This window comes from Symbiopectobacterium sp. Eva_TO (assembly GCF_053848865.1).
On the sequence record NZ_JBSPEY010000004.1, the window covers coordinates 948,993 to 972,292 of the forward strand.

Sequence of the window (23,300 nt, forward strand, 5' to 3'; positions counted from 1 at the left end):
ACTGGACCGCGCGTTGCTGAAAAACCCTTACTTCACCTGACGCTTTTGATACGCGCCAGCGGCTTTAACAAAACCGGCAAACAGGGGATGCCCATCTCGTGGCGTCGACGTAAATTCCGGATGGAACTGACAGGCCACGAACCACGGATGCTCAGGGAGTTCAACAATCTCCACCAGCTTGCGGTCGGCGGAAAGACCAGCAACACGCAATCCCGCCGCTTCAATTTGTTTCAACAGCATGTTGTTCACTTCATAGCGGTGACGGTGGCGTTCAATAATGGTTGCCTCACCGTACATCTCGCGCACCAGACTGCCTTCCGCCAGGTGGCAGGGTTGACCGCCCACGCGCATGGTGCCACCCAGGTCGCTCTCTTCACTGCGCACCTCAAGGTTACCGTCTTCATCACGCCATTCGGTGATCAGCGCAACAACCGGGTACTTACAGTCTGGCACAAATTCCGTAGAGTTTGCCGCTTCCATACCCACAACGTTACGGGCAAATTCCATCAAAGCGACCTGCATTCCCAGGCAAATACCCAGATAAGGGATGCTATTCTCACGGGCGTAACGCGCCGCCATGATTTTACCCTCAACACCGCGGTAGCCGAACCCCCCTGGGATCAAGATAGCATCAAGATCTTTGAGAACTTCGACGCAGCGGGTTTCTACACCCTGCGAATCGATCAGCTTGATGTTGACGGTCAGGCGATTTTTCAGCCCGCCGTGCTTCAGGGCTTCGATCACCGACTTGTAGGCATCCGGCAGTGCGACATATTTGCCGACCATGCCAATGGTGACTTCACCACCCGGATTGGCTTCCTGATAGACAACCTGTTCCCATTCGGACAGGTCTGCTTCGGCGCAACTCAAGCTGAATCGTTTACAAATATAATCGTCCAATCCCTGCGATTTCAAGAGCGCCGGGATTTTATAAATCGAATCAATATCTTTTAAGGAGATTACTGCTTTTTCCGGCACATTACAGAATAAAGCAATCTTTGCACGCTCGTTGGCGGGCACGGTGCGATCGGAACGGCAAATCAGCACGTCCGGCTGAATACCGATAGAAAGCAGCTCTTTTACCGAGTGCTGAGTCGGCTTGGTTTTCACTTCGCCTGCTGCCGCCAGGTACGGTACCAGCGTCAGGTGCATGAACAGGGTATGCTCGCGGCCCACTTCCACCGCCATCTGCCGAATCGCTTCAAGGAACGGCAGAGATTCGATATCGCCGACGGTGCCGCCGATTTCCACCAGCACCACGTCATGGCCTTCACCGCCTTCAATGATGCGTTCTTTAATGGCATTGGTGATGTGTGGAATCACCTGAATGGTTGCACCCAGGTAGTCGCCACGGCGCTCTTTGCGAAGCACATCAGAGTAGATACGGCCGGTGGTGAAGTTATTGCGGCGCGTCATTTTGGTACGGATAAAGCGTTCGTAGTGGCCCAAGTCAAGATCGGTTTCCGCGCCGTCTTCGGTGACAAACACTTCACCGTGCTGCGTCGGGCTCATCGTGCCCGGATCCACGTTGATGTACGGGTCCAGTTTCATGATAGTAACGTTGAGGCCACGGGCTTCGAGAATAGCCGCCAGAGAGGCTGCGGCAATGCCTTTACCCAGAGAGGATACGACCCCGCCGGTCACAAAAATATAATTAGTTGTCATGCTGAACCTGAGAGTTTAGGTTTATATACCCAAAATAATTCGAGTTGCAGGAAGGGGGCAAGCAAACGAATCCCTAGGAGCCTACTCAAGTAAGTGACTAGGGTGAGCGAGCACAGCCAACGTACCTGCAACTTGAAGTATGACGGGTATAACGATGGAGTACCAAGACGGGAAAGTAGTATACCTGAACCTGATGAAGGCTACAAATGTTGCTTTTCATCATTGTGGCGATCATAACGTCGTGGCTAAACCGATGTATCACGCACAAATAGCATGAAACATCTGATTAAAAATCATAAAGATAAATAACAAAGCCATCAGAAAAATGCAGTAATACGATAAAAATATCTTAACTGGCCTTTTCTTGACGTTTTACCTGTTCCCAAGCCGCGTCCATTTCCTCAAGCGTCGCCTGTTCAACTGTTTTTCCCGAGGCGATAACAATTTGTTCTACCTGACGGAAACGGCGGCTGAATTTGCGGTTTGCCGCCTGAAGCGCATTTTCGGCTTTTTGACCAAGATGGCGTGAGAGATTGACCGTAGCAAACAATAAATCGCCCACTTTTTCGGCCAGCTTTTCTTCATCCACTACTGCCTGCCGGGCTTCATGCATCACTTCATCAATCTCTTGATACACTTTGTCGACCAATGGCCCCAGACTGTTCCAGTCGAAACCGACTGACGCGCAACGCTGCTGGATTTTGTGCGCTTTCATCAAGGCGGGCAACGCGTCAGGAATATCGTCCAACGCCGAGTATCGGGCTTTTTCAGCGCGCTCCTGGGCTTTGGTTTGCTCCCAGTTGGCAAGCACCGCGTCACTGTCGGTGAGCGTCGCATCGCCAAAAATATGCGGATGTCGCCGCTCCAGTTTGTCGCTTATCGCGTCGCACACCGCAGAAAAATCAAACAACCCCTGCTCTTGCGCCATCTGGGCGTAAAACACCACCTGAAACAACAGATCGCCCAATTCGCTGCGCAGATCGTCGAAATCCTGACGCGCAATAGCATCCAGCACTTCGTAGGTCTCTTCCAGCGTGTAGGGCGCGATCGTGTCAAAGGTTTGTTTGCGATCCCACGGGCAACCATTTTCCGGATCGCGCAATGTATTCATAATGTAAAGAAGACGTTCAATAGCCGCTGCTGTCATGCCTGATTCCTGAATCAATAAAAATCGCGTGGCCCCCTTACTGGAGAAACGCGTTTATACCCGTCATACCTCACGTTGCAGGTGCGTTGACTGCTTTCGCTGACCCGAATCACTTACCTGAGGATTCCCTCACTGGCCGCCTTCCTGCAACGCGAATTATTTTGGGTATATTCCGTGATAGATCCCCGCCTGCGCGGGGATGACAAAGTGAGGACCTACGTAAAAAATTACGCTCCTTGCTGGCGACGCGCGTCAATGACATCCGGCAGTTGGTTGAGCTTCGCGAGCACCCGTCCCAATACCTGAAGGTTGTAGATCTCTATCTCCATGTCGATCACCGCGATCTGCTGTTTGGTATCACTGCGGCTGGACACGCCCAGCACGTTCACCTTTTCGTTCGCCAGAATGGTGGTGATATCGCGCAGTAACCCACTACGATCGTTGGCGGTTACGCGCACCGTCAGCGAATAGCCGCTGGAGTAGCTTTCCCCCCAGACGGCATCGACAATCCGCTCAGGCGCATGGCTGCGCAGATCGTCCAACTGCTCACAGTCAGCGCGGTGGATAGAGATACCGCGTCCGCGCGTAATGAAACCGATGATCTCATCGCCCGGGATCGGCTGGCAGCACCGCGCGATATGATGCATCAGATTGCCAACCCCTTCTACCACAACACGGCCGCTGTCTTTGCGGCTGTTCTGCGCTGGCGCTTTCTGCTGGGTAAGTTGACGCAGCGCTTCGCGATCCTGCTCCTCGGCGCTGGGTTGATTGAGCTGCGCCTGAAGGAAGTTCACCATCTGGTTAAGGCGAATATCCCCGCCGCCAATACCGGCCAGCAGTTCATCAAGCGAGTTGATGTTATAGCGCGGCAGCAGCAGCTTCTCTGCTGCTTTGAGGCTGATCCCCAAATGTTCCAGCTCGTTATCCAGAATCTGGCGCCCTGCCAGGATATTCTTGTCACGATCTTGCTTGCGGAACCAGTTATGGATCTTGGAACGGCCACGGCTAGTGGTGATATAACCCAGGTTCGGGTTCAACCAATCGCGGCTCGGGTTCGGCTGCTTCTGAGTGATGATTTCAATCTGATCGCCCATCTGCAACTGGTAGGTAAAGGGCACAATGCGCCCGCCAATTTTGGCCCCGATGCAGCGATGCCCAATATCGCTATGAATGTGGTAGGCAAAATCCAGCGGCGTAGAGCCGATTGGCAGATCGACCACGTCGCCTTTTGGCGTAAACACGTAGACACGATCGTCGAACACCTGGCTGCGTACTTCGTCCAGCATTTCGTCTGAATCGGCCATATCTTCTTGCCAGGTGAGCAGCTTGCGCAGCCAGGCAATGCGCCCTTCGTAACCGGAGCGTCCCCCCGCAACCGCGCCCTCCTTGTATTTCCAGTGCGCAGCAACACCCAATTCTGCATCTTCATGCATCTGTTTGGTGCGAATCTGGATTTCAAGAGTTTTGCCCCTCGGCCCCAATACCACCGTATGGATGGACTGGTAGCCGTTAGGCTTCGGGTTTGCCACGTAATCGTCGAACTCGTCGGGCAGGTGACGGTAGTGGGTGTGAACGATACCGAGCGCCGCATAGCAATCCTGCAAGCGTTCAACCACAATACGCACAGCGCGCACATCAAACAGTTCATCAAACGACAGGGATTTTTTCTGCATCTTGCGCCAGATGCTGTAGATATGCTTGGGTCGGCCATAGACTTCAGCCTTGACGCCCTCGCCCGCCATCGCGGTGCGCAGGGTTTTGACAAAATCGTCAATGTACTGTTCACGGTCAATACGCCGCTCGTGCAACAGTTTGGCGATTTTTTTGTATTCATCCGGATGCAGATAACGGAAACAGAAATCTTCCAGCTCCCACTTGAGCTGGCCGATACCGAGGCGGTTCGCCAAAGGCGCGTAGATGTTGGTACATTCCTTGGCCGCCAGCACGCGCTCTTCTTCCAGCACATCTTTCACTTCACGCAGGTGCGCAATGCGCTCCGCCAGTTTGATCACCACGCAGCGGAAATCTTCCACCATCGCCAGCAGCATACGGCGGATATTGTCTACCTGCTCGGAGGCAACGGAATCGTGTTGCGTCGCTTTCAGTTGACGAATCGCATCCATATCGCGCACGCCGTGCACCAAATCGACGATATTCTTGCCAAAAGCGTCACGCAGCGTGTCTTCATCCACCACGCCGGAGTCAGCCAACGGGAACAGCATCGCCGCGCGCATGCTGTCGTTGTCCATGGTGAGGGTGGAGAGGATCTCCACCATTTCAATACCGCGCCACAGCAGCAACATCGCATCGGGGTGCCCCTGCGTGTGCTGTTCACAATAGCGCCAAGTCTCGGCTAAGCGTTCACACGACTGCTGATTATTGATGCCCAACGATGCAATCCAGGCATCTGGCACAAACTCGCCGTCCGTATTCAAATGCGCACTTCTTACCGCAACCATAAACTCTCCCTACAATGCCGCTTTGCCAGAGCGTGCCGCCTTACCAGAACGCTGCAAAAACAGTGCCATCGATTCAAGGTGGCCGGTGTGAGGAAACATATCCAACATGGCGACCTGCGCCAACGTGTAACCTGCGGCCAACAACACTTTACTGTCCCGCGCCAACGTGGTGGGGTTACACGAAACATAGACCACACGCTGTGGTGCAAGTTTAACAATTTGCGGCATCACTTCCGCCGCCCCGGCGCGTGCCGGGTCTAGCAGTATCTTATCAAATCCCTTGGCGCTCCAGGACTGTTGCGCAACATCCTCGTCGAGATTTTGGTGAGAAAATGTGACGTTAGACAAGCCGTTACGGCGCGCATTCTCTCGTCCTTTCTCCACCAGCGCTGGCACACCTTCGACACCGATCACCTCTGCCGCACGCGTTGCCAGCGGCAGTGTGAAATTGCCCATGCCGCAAAACAGATCCAGAATACGGTCTTGCGGCTGCACATCCAGCCACGCCAGTGCCTGTGCTACCATCTGCTGATTCACCGCGTCATTGACCTGAATAAAGTCGCGTGGGCTTAAGGCGAGCGTCATGTCGTTCACACGATAAACCGGCGTGTCGCCCGTCAGAGGGATGACGATATCGGCCTCCGGTGCCAGATAGATAGCCACCTGCTGGGCTGCGGAAAACGCGCGTAAAGCATCGGTATCCGCCGCGCTCAGGGCATCAAGGTGACGCAACACCAGCAGCGGGCCGTTATCCGCCAGCACCAGTTCCACATGGCCGAGCCGTTTCACCCCTTGCAACTGGCTGAGGCAGTGACGCTAACAGTACATCCAGTTCCGGTGCCAACACTGAGCAGGTCGCGATATCCACCACATCGTGCGATTGCCCCTGGCGGTATCCCATGCGCAAACCCGACGCGGGTTGAGGCACTGATTTGGCGCGGGCTGAAGCTTTTCCGCCCGCTGACGCAGGTTTGTCTCACGTCAAAAAGTATAACGCAAGACGCGCACGCCGACGGTAACCATAGGCCGGCCCCGCAATCAGTCCAATATCCATCAGCGTTTGTCCGGTTTCTCGCGTTATCAGCTTTTGCAGCGCGGCCGATTTGCTGCGCTGTTGCAACGCGACATCGGCATGCTGCTGCTGGCAGCCACCGCACACGCCAAAGTGCGGACAGCCCGGTTCCACACGTTGCGCACTGCGCGTCAGCAGCCGTTTAAGTTCAGCGCGCGCATACTGACGTTTATCTTCGGTCAGTCGGACTTCCGCCTGCTCTTCCGGCAACACGCCGGGCACAAAAACGGTTTTGCCTTGATGACGCGCTACACCCTGTCCGAAGGGATCGAGATCGGTCACGGTCACGTTAATGGTTTGCCGGGTCGTCACACGCCGGTTTGGAGAGTAGAATTGCGCCATAGTTTGCTATTGTGTCTTTAAGCTGAACGTCTGGGCCTAATTCTCCCACATTGGAACCTCATGACCAAATACAGTCTGCGTGCCCGCATGATGATACTGATTCTGGCTCCAACATTGATTATCGGGTTGATGCTCAGTACCTTCTTCGTTATTAACCGCAGCAATCAGTTGCAGGACCAGCTTGCCAGCGCGGGGGCCAGTATTATTGAGCCGCTTTCCGCCGTCGCTGCCTATTCGCTGGTAGCCAACCAGCAGGAGATGATTCAGCCGCTAATCAATATGCTGCATCGGCGTCATTCCGACATTGTACGCGCCATTATCATCACTAACGCACAACATCAGGTGTTATTCAGCACCGATTCGCGCCATATCACCCAACTGATTGATGCGGTAAAACAGCAGTCGATGCCGTCAGGGCTACATTCCCACCAGGTTGATGACAAGCTGTTACTGCATATGCCTATCACCATCGGCCCGGAATTCACCCGTCATGCGGGCAAGGTCGAGCGCTCCGGCGCGACCGTGGGGTATGTGTTGCTGGAGCTGGATACCGACTCCATCATGCTGCAACAGTATCAGGAGACGTTTATCGCCACGCTGTTGATGCTGCTGTGCATGGCGATTGCCGGTCTGTTCGCCTACCGTCTGGTGCGCGATGTCACCATGCCGATACGCAATATGGTGGATACCGTCGATCGTATCCGTCGCGGTCAATTGGATAGCCGTGCAGAAGGGTGCATGCTGGGCGAGTTGGATATGCTGAAGAATGGCATCAACGCCATGGCGATGTCCCTGACGGCCTACCACGAGGAGATGCAGCAAAACATCGATCAGGCCACTTACGATCTGAGAGAGACGCTAGAACAGATGGAGATCCAGAACGTCGAGCTGGATTTGGCGAAAAAGCGGGCGCAAGAGGCCGCGCGTATCAAGTCCGAGTTTTTAGCCAACATGTCGCACGAGCTGCGTACCCCGCTTAACGGCGTGATCGGTTTCACCCGTCAAACGCTGAAAACTACGTTAACCGCCACCCAGACCGACTATTTGCGCACTATCGAGCGTTCCGCCAACAACCTGCTGACCATCATCAATGACGTGCTGGATTTCTCCAAGCTCGAAGCGGGCAAGCTGGTGTTGGAAAACATCCCATTCTCACTGCATAACACGCTGGATGATGTCATCACGCTGTTAGCGCACACTGCCCATGAAAAGGGATTAGAGCTGACGCTCAACATTCAGCCCGGCGTACCCGAACGTTTTATCGGCGATCCGATGCGTCTGCAACAGGTGATCACCAATCTGCTGGGCAATGCCATCAAATTCACCGAAAAGGGCAATATCGATATCCGCATTGAACGCCACCGTCAAAGCCATAAACAGCTGGAGTTGGAAATTCAGATCCGAGATACCGGTATTGGCATCGCCGAGGGACAGCAGACACAGTTGTTTCAGGCATTTCGGCAGGCAGATACCAGCATTTCCCGCCGCCACGGAGGCACCGGGCTCGGGCTGGTTATCACCCAGCGACTGGTGAAAGAGATGGGCGGCTATATTCGCTTCCAAAGCGCGGTAAACCAAGGATCCACCTTTTGGTTCCACATTACGCTAACCTGCGATCCGCACAGCAGCATGGCAGAGAACAATCTCTCCGTACTGCAAGGACACAGCATTGCCTATGTGGAAGCCAACGCCTCCGCCGCGCAAGCCGGATTAGATATTCTGGGGCAAACGCCGTTGCAGGTGCACTTTAGCGCGACCCTTGAACAGTTACCGCCGCAACATTTCGATATTTTGCTGCTCGGCGTTCCCCTCCGGCATCGTAATAACTTGCTGGATTACACCTCACAGTTGCGCGACATGAGCCGCAAAGCAGCTTGTGTTATTTTGGCCTTGCCCAGTCTGGCGCAAATGGATGCTGAACAGTTGAAATCCTTCGGTATCCACGCCTGTCTGAGTAAACCCCTTTCCTCGGTACGCCTGTTGCCCTTAATACAGGAAGGTCTGTTGATCCAGCAGCTATCGTTGCTGCCAGTAACGCAACCAGCAACGCTGCCCACACAGCGCTTGCCGCTGTGTGTGATGGCGGTGGATGACAATCCGGCTAACCTGAAACTGATCGGCACTCTGCTGGAAGAGCAGGTGGAAAACATCTTGTTGTGCGACAGCGGTGAAGAGGCTATCGCGCAGGCGGCAATGCAGGATATCGACGTCATCCTGATGGATATCCAAATGCCCGGCATGGATGGCATTCGCGCCAGCGAGCACATCCGCCAGCTTTCCCGCCACGCTAGTACGCCGATTATTGCGGTCAGCGCCCATTCGCTGAGTGACGAGCGCAAATCATTGCTGCAAGCGGGGATGGATGGTTATCTGGCTAAACCGATTGATGAGCAGATGCTGGCGTCGGTATTGGCGCGTTATACCCAACAACCGGGTATACCGATTGAAAGCGAGAACGGCAGCATGGCGCAATTGCTGGCTGAACATGATGACAGCCAGCTCTCGCTCGACTGGTCGCTGGCAACGCGTCAGGCAGCGAATAAACCCGATCTGGCGCGCGATCTGCTGCAAATGCTGCTGGATTCCCTGCCCGACGTGCAGCAACACATCGAAACGCTGTTGGCGGGCCACCCGGTGGCAGACACACTGCCGCTGATTCATAAACTGCACGGCAGTTGCGGCTACAGCGGCGTGCCACGCTTGAAGCAACTGAGTTACACGCTGGAAACCGCACTGCGTAAGGGAACGGACGTGCTTGAACTGGAGCCGGAGTGGTTGGAATTGCTCGACGAAATCGCCAATGTACGGCGGGCTGCGCAGGCGCATTTGTCGTAGCCCACAGGCATTGTGCCGAGCGTATCCTGATTCTGCTGCTCGTCTGACGCCAGCGGCTCACCGCCCTGATGCGGCTATGGCCTTCTGTAGCTCAGCCAGCACCAGAGGGAATTCGGTAAATCCATCACTTGCCAGAAAGTGGTTACCCTGCTCAACCGTAATGAACAGGGCATCGAGGGATTTCGCCAACGCCTGACTGAATCGGTAAGGAACCACGCTATCATCAGGTGCAGCGATGACAACGCGGCTGCTTGCCCTCTGCACCAGTTTGCGATAATCAATATCCGGTTTTATGAAGCGGTCGAGCTGCGGAAGCGTCGGCAGACGCTCATTGAAACCGGAAACCAGAATAAAGCCGCCGATAGGCGCGTTGCCCGGATGTTTTTCAAGGAACCTCAACAGCGTAATGCTGCCAAGGCTGTGCGCGACAAAATAGGTGTTGCTATCTAGCGATGTCACCTGTGTCTCGAGGGCCCGTTGCCACGCCTGCGGTTGGGGATCGCCAGGGGTGGGTAAATCAATGATCGACACCCTGACTCCCGTTTTCTCCATCTCGCTTTTCAACCACGCGAACCAATGCTCTGACGGTGAAGCGCCGTATCCGTGAACAATGTAGATATGCCTGTTTGACTGCTGTGTGTTTACGGGAGAGGTACAGCCCGACAAGGCGGCTGCCATCGAAAGGAGTAGCGCGGCGAATTTGTTCATATACCCTCACTGAATGGGCTGAAAAGTCAGATATTGGCGATAGACTTGAATCTTAGTGCTTCGAGTCCAATAACACAGAAGGGGTTAGCGTCAGTGATAGCAAAATGAATGGATTTTGGAACTTTGATGACGCGTCGCCCCCGGCACCAGCGCGGGGACGACGAAGAAAGGAGCCGCCAGAAAAAATCGGCAAAGAGAGCATTATTGGAGACCCTGTACATAAATTCGTGTAATTACCTGATTTTGATATGTTCAATCCAACATCAAAAACAGGTTAATTTATGGACGAAAAACAGTTGCAGGCTCTGGCTAACGAACTGGCCAAAAATCTCAAAACCCCTGACGCTCTCAGCCAATTCGATCGCCTGCTGAAGAAAATCAGCGTTGAGGCTGCTCTCAACGCCGAAATGTCCCACCATCTGGGCTACGATAAAAATCAGCCCAAACCGGGGGCCAACTCCCGCAACAGCTATTCCACAAACACCGTGACCACCGGCGATGGCCCTCTGGCACTACGTACTCCGCGCGATCGTGATGGCTCCTTCGAACCACAACTGGTGAAGAAAAACCAGACCCGGATCACCGGGATGGATAACCAAATCCTGTCCCTGTACGCCAGAGGGATGACCACCCGCGAGATAGCGTCTGCGTTCAAAGAGCTGTATGACGCGGATGTCTCACCGGCGCTGGTCTCGAAGGTCACCGACGCCGTGATGGAACAGGTTACTGAATGGCAAAATCGTCCACTGGATGCAGTCTATCCCATTGTTTACCTTGACTGTATCATCCTGAAGGTCCGGCAGGACAGTCGCGTCATCAATAAATCCGTGTTCCTGCCACTGGGTATCAACATCGAGGGCCAGAAAGAACTGCTGGGTATGTGGCTGGCCGAAAACGAGGGCGCGAAGTTCTGGCTCAATGTGCTGACAGAACTAAAAAACCGCGGCCTGAACGATATCCTCATCGCCTGTGTCGACGGTCTGAAAGGCTTCCCGGACGCCATCAACGCGGTGTATCCGGAAGCCCGCATCCAGCTGTGCATCGTGCACATGGTACGCAACAGCCTGAGGTTCGTCTCTTGGAAGGACTACAAAGCCGTCACACGCGACCTGAAAGCCATCTATCAGGCCGCTACGGAAGAAGCAGGCCAGCAGGCGCTGGAAGCATTCGCCAGCGCATGGGACAGCCGCTATCCACAGATAAGCCGGAGCTGGCAGACGAACTGGAGCAATCTGGCAACGTTCTTCGCTTACCCGGCAGATATCCGCAAAGTCATCGACACAACCAACGCCATCGAGTCGCTGAACAGTGTGATCCGGCATGCGATTAAAAAACGCAAGGTGTTCCCGACTGACGGCGCAGTGAAAAAGGTGGTGTGGCTGGCAATCCAGTCGGCCTCACAGAAATGGACGATGCCACTGCGGGACTGGCGTATGGCAATGAGCCGTTTTATTATCGAGTTCGGTGACCGCCTGGACGGTCACTACTGAGAAAGGCATTTACACAGAATCATGTACAGGGTCTTATTGGAGCGTTTGCGCCAGCTTGATGGTTGCCGCGACGTTACGTGCCGTCATGCGCACGTTGGCTGCCGCGTTGTCCAACGCTTCCTCCAGAGAACAGATGTTGTAAAGCACGCTGAATACCGCATCCAAGCCGTGTTCGTGCACCACGCCCACATCCGCTGTCAGGCTGCCCGCAATCCCGACCACCGGTTTGTTGTAACGCTTCGCCACGCGCGCCACGCCAATCGGCACTTTACCGTGCACCGTCTGGCTATCGATGCGTCCTTCACCAGTGATCACCAGCGACGCGTCCCGCACCAGTTCATCCAGTCCCAGCGCTTCGGTGACAATCTCAATACCCTGACGCAGTTCCGCACCACAGAAGGCCAATAGCGCAGCGCCCATGCCACCGGCCGCCCCAGAGCCCGGTACCTGATCTACATCGATATCCAGTCTGTGACGGATCACCTCGGCGTACTGCTTGAGCGCATTGTCTAACTGTATTATCATCGCCGGCGTCGCCCCTTTTTGCGGTCCGAACACCGCAGAAGCCCCCAGCTTACCGGTCAGCGGGTTCGTCACATCGCACGCCACTTCAAAACGGCAGCTTTTGATGCGTTGATCCAGTTCGCTGACGTCAACACGTTTAAGCGTATCCAGCGCGCCACCGCCAAAACCGATCGACTCACCCTGCGCATCCAGCAGTTTTGCCCCTAAAGCCTGCGCCATGCCCGCGCCGCCGTCATTGGTGGCGCTGCCGCCAATACCGATAATGCAGTGTTTTACCCCATGATCCAGCGCGCTGCGAATCAACTCGCCCGTGCCATAACTGGTGGTCAGCAGCGGATTACGCTGCGCGGAAGGCACCCGTTCCAAGCCGCTGGCCGCCGCCATTTCGATAAAGGCGGTTTTTTCATCACCCGACAGGCCGAAAAAAGCGTCGATCTTGTCTCCCAACGGACCTGTAACCTGAACCTCGACAATACGCCCTTGCGTTGCCGCCACCATGGCTTCAACCGTACCTTCGCCGCCATCCGCCACGGGCAGCTTGACGTAGCTGGCGTCAGGAAAAACCTCCCGAAAACCGGCTTCAATCTGTGTAGCAACTTCCTGTGCTGACAGGCTTTCTTTATAAGAATCCGGTGCGATAACTATTTTCATAAACGATCCGATTTCATAAACGATCCACCAGTATCAACGGGCCGCGGAGTCGTTACGGGTCAGTATGTCAGGTCGGTATCGAATAGTCGTCGTACCGACCTGTTGCCTTAGCGCGTCACTTCAACTTTGGCCAGCTTTTCGTAGTACCGTGCTAATGCACAGTGATCTGCCGTTCCCAGTTCGTCCGCTTTCAGCGCCTGCATCATTTCCATCACCGCCGCCGTTAACGGCAACTGCGCGCCAACGCCGTGTGAAGTATCCAGAGCATTCGCCAGATCCTTGATGTGCAGATCGATACGGAAGCCCGGCTTGAAGTTGCGATCCATCACCATCGGGGCTTTGGCATCCAGCACCGTGCTGCCCGCCAACCCACCGCGGATTGCCTGATACACCAGATCCGGGTTTAAGCCTGCTTTAGTCGCCAGCACCAGCGCTTCAGACATGGCGGCGATATTCAACGCCACGATCACTTGGTTAGCCAGTTTGGTCACGTTGCCTGCACCGATGTCACCGGTGTGCACCACCGAACCCGCCATCGCTTTCATTACGTCGTAGCAGCGATCGAATACCGCCTTGTCACCGCCCACCATCACGGAAAGGGTACCGTCGATGGCTTTCGGCTCACCGCCGCTCACCGGCTCATCCAGCATCGCGATGCCTTTTTCTGCCAATGCGGCAGCAATTTCACGACTGGCCAGCGGTGCAATGCAGCTCATATCAATCACGATGCTGCCTTCGCGTACACCGTCGATAACGCCGTTTTCACCCAGCACCACCTCTTTCACGTGCGGTGAATTGGGCAGCATGGTGATGATGATATCGCTCTGCTCGGCAACCGCTTTGGCGGTGTCGGCGGCGGTAGCACCCGCGGCGACCACTTCTGCCACCACAGCGCTGTTTCTGTCGGAAACTACCAATGAGTAACCTGCTTTGATCAGGTTTTTACTCATCGGTTTACCCATAATACCCAGTCCAATAAAACCAATTTTCATTACGTTAACCCCGTAGTCCGATCGTTAAATGCGGTAATGGCCTGACTGGCCCGGATTTATTCAAATGACTTTTTGAATTTGTCACACAGCGCCGCTGTGGCACCGCGGAACACGCCCAGATCGCTGCCAACAGCAACAAAGCTGGCCCCCCACTCCAGGTAACGACGCGCATCTGCTTCAACCGGTGCCAAAATGCCACTCGGTTTGCCGTGCGCTGCCGCACGCTCAAAAATATGGCGGATGACTTTCTGCACTTCCGGGTGATTCGGTTGCCCCAGATAGCCCAGTGCCGCAGAGAGATCGCCCGGTCCGACAAAAATACCGTCCACACCGTCAACCGCCGCAATGGCATCCAGGTTGTCGACACCTTCCTGGGTTTCGATCTGCACCAACACCGTGATGTTGTCGTTGATGGTGGCGAAATAGTTAGGTTCGGTACCGAACGCATTGCTACGATGACCGACAGAAACACCGCAAATACCGGCAGGGGGATAACGCGTAGACGCCACCGCGCGCACCGCTTCTTCTTCGGTTTCCACAAACGGAATCAGGAAGTTATAGAAACCGATATCCAGCAGACGTTTGATGATGACGGGTTCATTGCAGGGCGGGCGCACCACCGGCGCGCTATGGCTGCCTTTGAGCGCCATCAGCTGAGGGATAAAGGTGCTGATGTCGTTCGGCGCATGCTCTCCGTCCAGCACCAACCAGTCAAACCTGGCCAGTCCCAGCACTTCGGTAGAAATGGGGTTAGCCAACGCGCACCAGCAACCGATCAGGTTTTTTCCCTCAGTCAACTCCTGGCGAAATCGATTTGGCAACAATGGCGTCTTCATGTTTTATCCTTACTCTTTATCGCGCCGCCCCGGATGAGGCGGCGTACAGCGTGAATTAACGAACCAGGCAAGGGCGTTTGTTATCGAACGTCCAGCCAGGAATGAGATACTGCATGCCAACCGCATCTTCACGTGCGCCCAGCCCCGGTTTCTTCGGCACTTCAACCATACCACCGACGATTTTCAGCGGCTCTTTGGTGATGCGCTGGTTGCCTTCCTGCAAAATCCAGTGCGTATCGAGCGCGGCAATTTTGCCCGGCGCAGCAGCACCGACGTGGGTGAACATGGCGAGCGACACGTCGAAATGGTTGTTAGAGTGCGAGCCCCAGGTCAAGCCCCACTCATGGCACATCTGCGCCACGCGTACCGAGCCCTGCATGGTCCAGAAGTGCGGGTCCGCCAGCGGGATATCGACCGATTGCAGAGAGATGGTGTGGCCCATCTGACGCCAGTCTGTGGCGATCATATTGGTGGCCGTCGGCAAGCCAGTGGCACGGCGGAACGCGGCCATCACTTCGCGGCCCGAGAAGCCCTGTTCTGCACCGCACGGATCTTCCGCATACGCCAACACACCTCGCAGTTGCTTACCCAAGCGAATGGCCTCTTCCAGTGACCAGGCACCGTTGGGATCGAGGGTGATACGCGCCTGAGGGAAACGTTTGGACAGCGCGGTAACCGCTTCCGCCTCTTCACTACCGGCCAGCACGCCGCCTTTCAGTTTGAAATCATTGAAACCGTATTTTTCATAGGCGGCTTCGGCCAAGCGTACTATCGACTCAGGCGTCAGCGCTTCTTCATGACGCAGGCGATACCAGTCGCATTTTTCATCCGGCTGGCTCTGATACGGCAGGTCCGTTTTGGTACGATCGCCGATTTAGAACAGATAACCGAGCATTTCCACGGCGTCACGCTGTTGACCATCACCCAGCAGGGCGGCAACCGGCACGTTGAGGAACTGGCCCAGCAGGTCCAGCATGGCGGCTTCGATCCCTGTTACTACGTGGTGGTGGTACGCAGATCGAAGGTTTGCAGCCCGCGTCCAGAAGCATCGCGATCGGCAAACTGGTTACGCACGGCATTCATGACATTCTTATATTCGCGCAGAGTTTTACCGATCACCAAAACCGATGCATCTTCCAGCGTTTGACGAATTTTTTCGCCACCGGGAATTTCGCCCACACCGGTATGACCTGAGTTATCTTTCAGAATCACGATATTACGCGTGAAGTAAGGCGCATGCGCCCCGCTCAGGTTCAGCAACATGCTGTCGTGTCCCGCAACGGGAATGACTTGCATGTGGGTAATAACCGGTGTGGATTGTTGTAGGGTCATGTTGTTATCCTTTTAGTCTGTCTTTCGGTAGCTGTCGTTATGAAGCTTGCTTTACTAAAGCGTTTACCTGCCCGTTGCGCAGGCCCGTTTATTAACGACCGAAAACGGGACGCTTGCGATCGAATGTCCAGCCGGGGATCAGGTACTGCATGGCCGCGGCGTCATTACGCGCGCCGCTGGGCATTTTTTTGTGTAACTCATGGGCCTTCATCACTTGCGCCATATCCAGCTCAACGCCCAGCCCAGGACGATCGGGTACAGCAATCTTGCCGTTGACGATCTGTAGCTGCTCTTTGGTCAGATGCTGCCCTTCCTGCCAAATCCAGTGGGTATCAATCGCGGTAGGATTGCCCGGAGCCGCTGCGCCAACGTGAGTAAACATAGCTAGTGACACATCAAAATGGTTATTGGAGTGGCAACCCCAGGTCAGGCCCCAGTCGTTACACAATTGCGCGACGCGCGCAGCGCCGTGCATGGTCCAGAAATGCGGGTCCGCCAGCGGAATATCCACGGCTTGCAACATCACGGCATGGTTCATTTCACGCCAGTTGGTGGCTATCATATTGGTTGCCACCGGCAGGCCAGTAGCGCGGCGGAACTCGGCCATTACCTCACGACCAGAGAAGCCTTGTTCTGCCCCACAAGGATCTTCGGCATAGGTCAGAATGCCGTTCATGCCTTTGCACAAACGGATAGCTTAATCCAACAGCCAGGCACCGTTGGGATCGACAGTGATGCGGGCATCCGGGAAACGTTTTTTCAACGCTTTCACCGACTCAATCTCTTGTTCGCCCGGCAGCCCCCCACCTTTCAGTTTAAAATCTTTGAAACCGTAACGATCGGCGGAGGCTTCAGCCAAGCGCACAATGGCGTCGCTGTTCATTGCAGCCTGATGGCGCTGGTGATACCACTCGTGCTTGCCGGTTTCCCCCGGCAGATAAGGCAGATCCGTTTTGGTGCGATAGCCGATGTAGAACAGATAGCCTAACACCGTGACTTCATCACGCTGTTTGCCTGGCCCAAGCAGCTCGGCAACGGGCACGCCCAGGAACAGGCCTTGTAAATCCAACAGCGCGGCTTACAGCGCCACCACGGCGTTGACCCGCAGTTCAAACGTCCAGGCCCCTTTGCCGAAGGCGTCAAAATCGGAGGATTGGTTACCGGTGTGCACGTCATGCACCAGACGATTCATACGCGCAATCTGTTCACCTTTCACACGGGGGATCGCATCGACCAGCGTGCGATAAATCACCTCACCGCCGGGAGCTTCACCGACGCCGGTATGGCCCGCGCTGTCGATCAAAACCACCAGGTTACGCGTGAAGTAGGCACCGTGTGCGCCGCCAATGTTCAACAGCATGCTGTCATAACCGGCAACTGGGATAACCTTCATGTCGGTAATGACCGGGGTACTCTGGGTATTATTTATCATCGTGTGTTCCAGCCGAGGTCAGTGTCAGCGCGGAAGAGACAGATTCTCACTACAGGGCAACGTATCTCCACGCATCATCGTTGCTCTACTGCATCAAATTATAATGACTGGCATGCATTGGCTCATTGGGCGAGTGCACAACATTTTGTCTCAGGATAATGATTAAATGGTAACTCGGCACAACGCATTGCGAAGTCATTCACGGAATTAGGCTGTGCCCCTTAATTACATAACCTCTGGTAAAACAGGCGGATGCAGCTCAGTTTCAACATTGCCAGATAATTCCTCGCCGTTTTGTCGTAACGTGTCGCAATGCGACGGTATTCTTTCAGACGGCCAAAGCACCGCTCAACAACGTTCCGATTGCGGTAGGCGTCACGATCGAGCTTTGAACGACCATCCACCGCCATTTTTTCAGTGGATTTTCGGGGGATGACAGTTTTTATACCTCTGTTTTTCAGCTCGTTACGTAATACATGCCCGGAGTACGCCTTGTCAGCGAGTACCGCATGACCACGGCGTTTCATACTGCCGTTCTGGCGTTGAACACCAATACCGTCCAAAAGACGTAGTGCAAACTGACTTTCATGAGCCTGACCGGGGCTCAACACGATGTTTAACGGAAGACCACTTCCGTCTGTAGCCATATGGATTTTGGTGCCAAAACCACCTCGAGAGCGACCCAGCCCATTATCTCCGGTGATATCGGGATGTTTTTTTGAGCACCGGCAGCACATTTCAGCGCCCTGATATTGCTACCATCCAGCACAGTCGCTGACCAGTCCACGAGGCCATGGGCATCAAGTGATGAAAGTAACTTATTAAAAATAATGTTAATGACTCCCGATTTTGACCATCGGTTAAAGCGGTTATAAACGGTTTTCCATGGGCCGTATCGCTCAGGTAAATCACGCCATGGGGCACCAGAGCACAGCCCCCAGAACATGCCATTGATAATCATGCGATGCTCAGCCCATGGGCGTCCGGCCTGTGGTGTTGCTGGTTCAGCAGGGAGTAAGGGCTGGATGATAGCCCATGCTTCATCGGGAAGGTCGTAGCGAGCCATAGTTAAAAATGATGTAGAAACAAACAGTTAGTATAACTCATGGGATTAAGGGACACAGCCTAGAACGGTTGCTGGTGCGTGAAGGGGAACCCGTCACACAGGGGCAGGTGATCGCTGAGCTTAATAGCAATGATGCGCGACTGCGTCTACAGGATCGCCAGGCCACTTTTAACCTGTCTCAAACCCAATTTACCCGTTATGCGGCGTTGAGCGAGCGTCACATTGTGGCGCGTGCTGAACAGGACGTGCAGCGAGCCGCTCGTGATTCGGCACAGGCCGCGCTGAAACTGGCGAAAGAAGAGCTTGACGATACGGTCATTCGGGCTCCGTTTCCCGGTGTTATCGCCATGGTCAACGCCCGTAATTATCAAATTGTCGCAGCAGGACAATCTATTGCTACGTTAAACGCGCTGGAACTGCTGGACGTGGAATTCAGCATTCCCGAAAGCCTTTTTATTCTTATCGATGCCAATAATGTGAAATATCAACCTGTGGTTGAATTGAACAACCTGCCAGGACGCGAGTTTGTCGCCAGCTACAAAGAGCACACCGCACAAACGGTGTCAGGGGCGCTGACCTATCGTATGGTGCTGACCATGCGACGTCCGCAAGATATTCCGCTGTTGTCGGGCATGAGCGGTAGGGTGAAGATCAACCTGGGTAATCTCCCCGGCAGTGTGGCTGCAATGGCAGTGGTTGTTCCGGTTGAGGCGGTTTTCAATCCGGATACCAGCGCCGAGCATAAGCCGCATGTGTGGGTGGTTAATGAACGTGATGGCAAGCTGTTTGTCACCTCGCGCCAGGTTGAACTCACCTCGTTATACACAAGTCCGCAACGCCTTATATGCCAAGGGTTAGCGGGCTGAAATAGGCAGCCAGTGGGGTTGTAAATGAAGTGAAACCGACGTGTACTATCGCCATTTACGGCGCTGAAAAATGACACGGGATTCAGATGGCTGGGCACACCAAGAACTGGAAGGGGTAAATCTTGGTGACACGAGGCTCAATAAGCGTGCCAAAGGGCTTTTGATACGGCTGGCTGAGAATCCGCAAGCCAGCATTCCGCATGCGTGCCTCGGATGGTCTGAGACGCTGGGTGCTTACCGCTTCATGGAGAACCAAGCATTCGAATGGCGAGACATTCTGCAACCTCACTGGCAGCGTACGCAGGAAAGGATCCGAGAACACGAGGTTGTGCTGTGTATCCAAGACACTACCGAGCTTGACTTCAACGGGCAGCAAATCCAAGGCTTGGGTCCCTTGAACTACGAAGCCAGGCGTGGTCTGTATCTGCATCCGACCTACGCGGTCAGTCCGGATCGCGTGGGGTTGGGCGTACTGGATGCGTGGATGTGGGCAAGAGAGCCGAAGGATGCAGACGGAAAACGCGATGGGCTCAAGGAGAGTACGCGCTGGCTCGAGGGATACGAGCGAGTTGCTGAACTCGCCTCGGAGTTGCCAAACACACGTCTGGTGTACTTAGCCGATCGCGAAGCGGATATCAAGGCGTTGATGCAGCTCGCTGATGACCTTGGCACTCCGGCTGACTGGTTGATCCGCTCGACTCATAATCGCAGTCTGGACTGTAATGAGAAGCTTTGGCAGAAGGTTGGAAAGACCGTGCCGGTGGGAGAAATCCAATTCGTTATGGCGGCTCGCGCGGGGCAGAAGGCGCGTACGGTGAAACAGGCGCTGCGCGTGAAGCGAGTGTCGCTGCGTTGCGGGTTGGCAGTGACTTGTGTGATAGCCAAGGAAATTGAGCCGCCAGCAGGCGTGAAGCCGGTCGAGTGGCGGTTGCTGAGCAATCGCGTACCTGAAGGACGAGAAGATATCGTGGAGCTGATCGACTGGTATCGGGCTAGATGGGAAATCGAGATGTTCTTCAATGTGCTGAAGAACGGCTGCTGTGTCGAAGCGTTACAGTTATCGACCGTGGATCGCATTGAGCGGGCATTGGCGCTGTTCATGATCGTGGCATGGCGCATCGCCTATTTAATGCGTATGGGACGAACCTGTCCAGAGCTAGACGCAATGTTGTTCTTTGATTCCGACGAGACTCATGGAGCTTACCTACTGATGAACAAGCGTATGCCCAAGGGCCGCCCTAAGCTAAACGAAGTATTGCGCTTAGTTGCGCAACTGGGAGGCTTTCTTGCTCGAAAAGGCGACGGTGAACCAGGCGCAAAAACTATCTGGAAAGGCTTGCAGAAAGTCATGACGGCCGCCGAAACGCTACGCGCGCTCAGGCACGAACAGAGATGTGTATAACGAGGTGGGTTGAACTCACCTCGTTATATACTCGTAATCATTGAAGATGCTTGATTTTCCATGAACAATACCCATTTCATGGTTATGAACATTCATCCCACTGAAGAGCAGAAAAAAAAGTTAAGGAATCTTCACCAAACAAGTCGTGACCATCATGTGCGCGATCGGATACGGTGTGTCCTATTGTGTATTAGTCGCGACTTGATCTGACACTGGACCTTGAAAGGTTGAGAGTTACCGGTTTTGATATGGGTGTCGAATCCTTATACAAAACACGAGGTAACTCTCATGCTTCATACTAACAATCCCATCATCAAACACAAAGCCGGCCTGCTCAATCTCGCCGAAGAACTCGGTAACGTATCAAAAGCCTGTAAAATCATGGGGGTGTCACGCGACACGTTTTATCGCTATCAGGAACTGGCGGCAGAAGGCGGCATTGACGCTCTGGTTAACCAAAACCGCCGGGTTCCCAACCTGAAAAACCGTGCTGATGAAGCCACTGAACGTGCGGTTGTTGATTACGCCATTGAGTTCCCGGCTCATGGCCAGCACCGGACCAGTAATCAGCTGCGTAAAAAAGGCGTCTTCATTTCTGGCAGCGGTGTGCGCTCCATCTGGCAACGACACGATCTGGAAAACTTTCGTAAGCGCCTGAAGGCACTTGAGGAAAAAGTTGCCAGAGAAGGCATCGTACTTACTGATGCTCAAATCGCTGCACTGGAGAAGAAGGCGCACGACGACGAAGCCTGTGGTGAAATAGAGACTGCTCACCCGGGTTATCTGGGGTCGCAGGACACCTTCTACGTGGGTAATCTGAAAGGTGTTGGCCGTATCTACCAGCAGACGTTCGTGGATACGTACTCGAAAGTGGCGCACTGCAAGCTTTACACGAGTAAAGCACCGATCTCTGCCGCCGACCTGCTCAATGATCGCGTGCTGCCGTTCTACGAAGCTCAGGGGCTGCCAATGCTAAGAATACTGACGGACAGGGGGGACGGAGTACTGCGGTAAAGTGGAACAACATGACTATCAGCTGTACTTGGCTATCAACGATATAGACCATACGAAAACGAAAGCGATGTCTCCGCAGACAAACGGTATCTGCGAGCGCTTCCATAAAACTATTTTGCAGGATTTTTATCAGGTTGCGTTCCGTAAGACGTTATACGAGGACCTAGAAAGTCTACAAAAGGATCTGGACAACTGGTTGTGGCATTACAATAATGAGCGAACTCATCAGGGTAAAATGTGCTGCGGGCGTACGCCAATGGCCACGTTACTTGATGGTAAACGAGTCTGGGCAGAAAAAAATCTGAACCAGATTTAATCTGACAGACACCTGTATAAATAACCGGTAACTGTCAGATCAGGTCTGAGCTAATACACCTATTGTCTGCCGATGGCTGGACGCCAGGAATGATTGCACAATCGCAACTTATTCACGAAACCACGGTACGCCGTCATCTAAATGATTGGCTAAAGGGTGAGAAACTTGCGCCTGAGAATGGCGGCTCTGATAGTCATCTCAGCGAAGAGCAAACCGCTGAACTCACCACATCTCTGACGAACAACCTTCTTCCCACTACACAGGCTATCATTGAACAGGTTGTTGATTGGTGGGGTATCCGCTACACCGTTCCGGGAATGACTAAATGGCTGCACCGCAACGGCTTCAGTTATCGAAAGCCTGTCGGTATCCCACATAAATTCAGTGCAGAAGCGCAGCAGGCGTTTGTGGAAACCTACAACGAGCTGAAACAAAAAGCCGGTGACGATGAACCCATCCTGTTCATCGATGGCGTCCACCCGACACAGGGAACAAAACTGGCATATGGCTGGATGCCTGCGGGAAAAAAATCTCAGCCAGTGGAAACCACCGGTAGTCGTACCCGTCTGAACATCATGGGAGCCCTGAACCTGAACGACATCGGCAGCACGGTGGTTCGGGAGTACGACAGCATCAACAGTCTCAATATCGCCCGCTTTTTTATCGCCATCCGGGAAACTTACCCGATAAGACAGAAGGTGCATATCATACTCGACGGAGCGGGTTACCACCGGGCGGAGCTGGTGAAAAAGTGGGCATATGTGATGAATATCGACCTCCACTATCTGCCGCCTTACAGCCCGAATCTGAACCCGATAGAAAGACTGTGGAAAGTGATGAATGAAAAGGTGAGAAACAACCGCTACTTCGCTTCACCAAAGGCGTTTCGGCAGGAAATACACCACTTCTTCCGCAATATATTACCGGGACTGGCGGGGGGCTTGTCGCGCAGGATTAATGACAACTTCCAGACGCTGAAAAATGCAACTTCAAGTTAATCGAGTATATAACGCTTTAAGCGTTAAGGATTATCAGAAAAACCATTTAGGCATTTTGGTTATTAAATATTGCCATCGCGTCTTTAATTGTTGCGCGCTGGATAGGTAACCTTATATTCCATACAACTTTAGATTGCATAAATATCGCTATA

12 protein-coding genes and 5 pseudogenes are annotated in these 23,300 nt (G+C 54.0%); 6 read left to right on the plus strand and 11 right to left on the minus strand.

Going from position 1 to position 23,300, the window contains the following annotated elements:
* Positions 1 to 27: 27 nt before the first annotated feature.
* The 4 genes and pseudogenes from pyrG to rlmD all read right to left on the minus strand — a co-directional run bounded on the left by pyrG (position 28) and on the right by rlmD (position 6,685).
* Positions 28 to 1,665, minus strand: coding sequence for a glutamine hydrolyzing CTP synthase (pyrG, locus tag ACWWJF_RS06935; protein WP_455869038.1), 1,638 nt, complete (start codon positions 1,663 to 1,665; stop codon positions 28 to 30).
* Between the two features lie 349 nt (positions 1,666 to 2,014).
* A complete protein-coding gene (gene mazG / locus ACWWJF_RS06940) occupies positions 2,015 to 2,812 on the minus strand; it encodes a nucleoside triphosphate pyrophosphohydrolase (RefSeq protein WP_455870974.1) in 798 nt (265 codons plus the stop codon).
* A 227-nt stretch (positions 2,813 to 3,039) separates the two neighbouring features.
* Positions 3,040 to 5,271: a GTP diphosphokinase gene (relA, locus tag ACWWJF_RS06945; RefSeq protein WP_455869039.1), complete on the minus strand. Its 2,232-nt coding sequence runs from the start codon at positions 5,269 to 5,271 to the stop codon at positions 3,040 to 3,042.
* Between the two features lie 9 nt (positions 5,272 to 5,280).
* Positions 5,281 to 6,685 (minus strand): annotated as a pseudogene (gene rlmD, locus ACWWJF_RS06950) (23S rRNA (uracil(1939)-C(5))-methyltransferase RlmD).
* Between the two features lie 60 nt (positions 6,686 to 6,745).
* On the opposite strand from rlmD, the gene barA reads away from it, so the two are divergent.
* Positions 6,746 to 9,520 (plus strand): two-component sensor histidine kinase BarA, encoded by a 2,775-nt coding sequence (barA, locus tag ACWWJF_RS06955; RefSeq protein WP_455869040.1) that lies wholly within the window; start codon positions 6,746 to 6,748, stop codon positions 9,518 to 9,520.
* Between the two features lie 57 nt (positions 9,521 to 9,577).
* Here the strand turns inward: barA and ACWWJF_RS06960 are convergent, their stop codons facing one another.
* Positions 9,578 to 10,228, minus strand: a complete 651-nt coding sequence (locus ACWWJF_RS06960; RefSeq protein WP_455869041.1) for an RBBP9/YdeN family alpha/beta hydrolase — start codon at positions 10,226 to 10,228, stop codon at positions 9,578 to 9,580.
* 281 nt (positions 10,229 to 10,509) lie between these two features.
* On the opposite strand from ACWWJF_RS06960, the gene ACWWJF_RS06965 reads away from it, so the two are divergent.
* Positions 10,510 to 11,718: an IS256 family transposase gene (locus tag ACWWJF_RS06965; protein WP_455869042.1), complete on the plus strand. Its 1,209-nt coding sequence runs from the start codon at positions 10,510 to 10,512 to the stop codon at positions 11,716 to 11,718.
* A gap of 33 nt (positions 11,719 to 11,751) precedes the next feature.
* Here the strand turns inward: ACWWJF_RS06965 and ACWWJF_RS06970 are convergent, their stop codons facing one another.
* From ACWWJF_RS06970 to ACWWJF_RS06995, 6 genes and pseudogenes are all read right to left on the minus strand, one after another.
* Complete coding sequence (locus ACWWJF_RS06970) at positions 11,752 to 12,894, minus strand: glycerate kinase (protein WP_455869043.1); 1,143 nt, start codon at positions 12,892 to 12,894, stop codon at positions 11,752 to 11,754.
* Positions 12,895 to 13,001: 107 nt separating this feature from the next.
* Entirely contained in the window at positions 13,002 to 13,886 is an 885-nt protein-coding gene (gene garR, locus ACWWJF_RS06975; RefSeq protein WP_455869044.1) for a 2-hydroxy-3-oxopropionate reductase, read from the minus strand.
* Between the two features lie 56 nt (positions 13,887 to 13,942).
* Positions 13,943 to 14,722 (minus strand): 2-dehydro-3-deoxyglucarate aldolase, encoded by a 780-nt coding sequence (gene garL / locus ACWWJF_RS06980; protein WP_455869045.1) that lies wholly within the window; start codon positions 14,720 to 14,722, stop codon positions 13,943 to 13,945.
* A gap of 55 nt (positions 14,723 to 14,777) precedes the next feature.
* Positions 14,778 to 16,054: pseudogene (locus ACWWJF_RS06985) on the minus strand (enolase C-terminal domain-like protein).
* A gap of 91 nt (positions 16,055 to 16,145) precedes the next feature.
* Positions 16,146 to 17,486 (minus strand): annotated as a pseudogene (locus tag ACWWJF_RS06990) (enolase C-terminal domain-like protein).
* 221 nt (positions 17,487 to 17,707) lie between these two features.
* A protein-coding gene (locus tag ACWWJF_RS06995) for an IS5 family transposase (protein ID WP_455869046.1) occupies positions 17,708 to 18,552 on the minus strand; the annotation gives its coding sequence in 2 pieces (ribosomal slippage) (positions 17,708 to 18,207 and positions 18,207 to 18,552; 846 coding nt in all).
* Between the two features lie 44 nt (positions 18,553 to 18,596).
* Here ACWWJF_RS06995 and ACWWJF_RS07000 point away from each other — a divergent pair.
* The 4 genes and pseudogenes from ACWWJF_RS07000 to ACWWJF_RS07015 all read left to right on the plus strand — a co-directional run.
* Complete coding sequence (locus ACWWJF_RS07000; protein WP_455870975.1) at positions 18,597 to 19,418, plus strand: efflux RND transporter periplasmic adaptor subunit; 822 nt, start codon at positions 18,597 to 18,599, stop codon at positions 19,416 to 19,418.
* 70 nt (positions 19,419 to 19,488) lie between these two features.
* Positions 19,489 to 20,820: an IS4 family transposase gene (locus tag ACWWJF_RS07005; RefSeq protein ID WP_455869047.1), complete on the plus strand. Its 1,332-nt coding sequence runs from the start codon at positions 19,489 to 19,491 to the stop codon at positions 20,818 to 20,820.
* A 288-nt stretch (positions 20,821 to 21,108) separates the two neighbouring features.
* Positions 21,109 to 22,150, plus strand: a pseudogene (locus tag ACWWJF_RS07010) (IS481 family transposase).
* Positions 22,151 to 22,209: 59 nt separating this feature from the next.
* Positions 22,210 to 23,148, plus strand: a pseudogene (locus tag ACWWJF_RS07015) (IS630 family transposase); the annotation flags it as partial.
* Between the last annotated feature and the right edge of the window lie 152 nt (positions 23,149 to 23,300).

Coding starts and splice junctions, on each gene's coding strand:
- ACWWJF_RS07005 (WP_455869047.1), top strand. CDS start 19,489: ATGACACGGGATTCAGATGGCTGGGCACACCAAGAACTGGAAGGGGTA.
- ACWWJF_RS06965 (WP_455869042.1), top strand. CDS start 10,510: ATGGACGAAAAACAGTTGCAGGCTCTGGCTAACGAACTGGCCAAAAAT.
- ACWWJF_RS06960 (WP_455869041.1), bottom strand. CDS start 10,228: ATGAACAAATTCGCCGCGCTACTCCTTTCGATGGCAGCCGCCTTGTCG.
- garR (WP_455869044.1), bottom strand. CDS start 13,886: ATGAAAATTGGTTTTATTGGACTGGGTATTATGGGTAAACCGATGAGT.
- pyrG (WP_455869038.1), bottom strand. CDS start 1,665: ATGACAACTAATTATATTTTTGTGACCGGCGGGGTCGTATCCTCTCTG.
- barA (WP_455869040.1), top strand. CDS start 6,746: ATGACCAAATACAGTCTGCGTGCCCGCATGATGATACTGATTCTGGCT.
- mazG (WP_455870974.1), bottom strand. CDS start 2,812: ATGACAGCAGCGGCTATTGAACGTCTTCTTTACATTATGAATACATTG.
- ACWWJF_RS06970 (WP_455869043.1), bottom strand. CDS start 12,894: ATGAAAATAGTTATCGCACCGGATTCTTATAAAGAAAGCCTGTCAGCA.
- garL (WP_455869045.1), bottom strand. CDS start 14,722: ATGAAGACGCCATTGTTGCCAAATCGATTTCGCCAGGAGTTGACTGAG.
- relA (WP_455869039.1), bottom strand. CDS start 5,271: ATGGTTGCGGTAAGAAGTGCGCATTTGAATACGGACGGCGAGTTTGTG.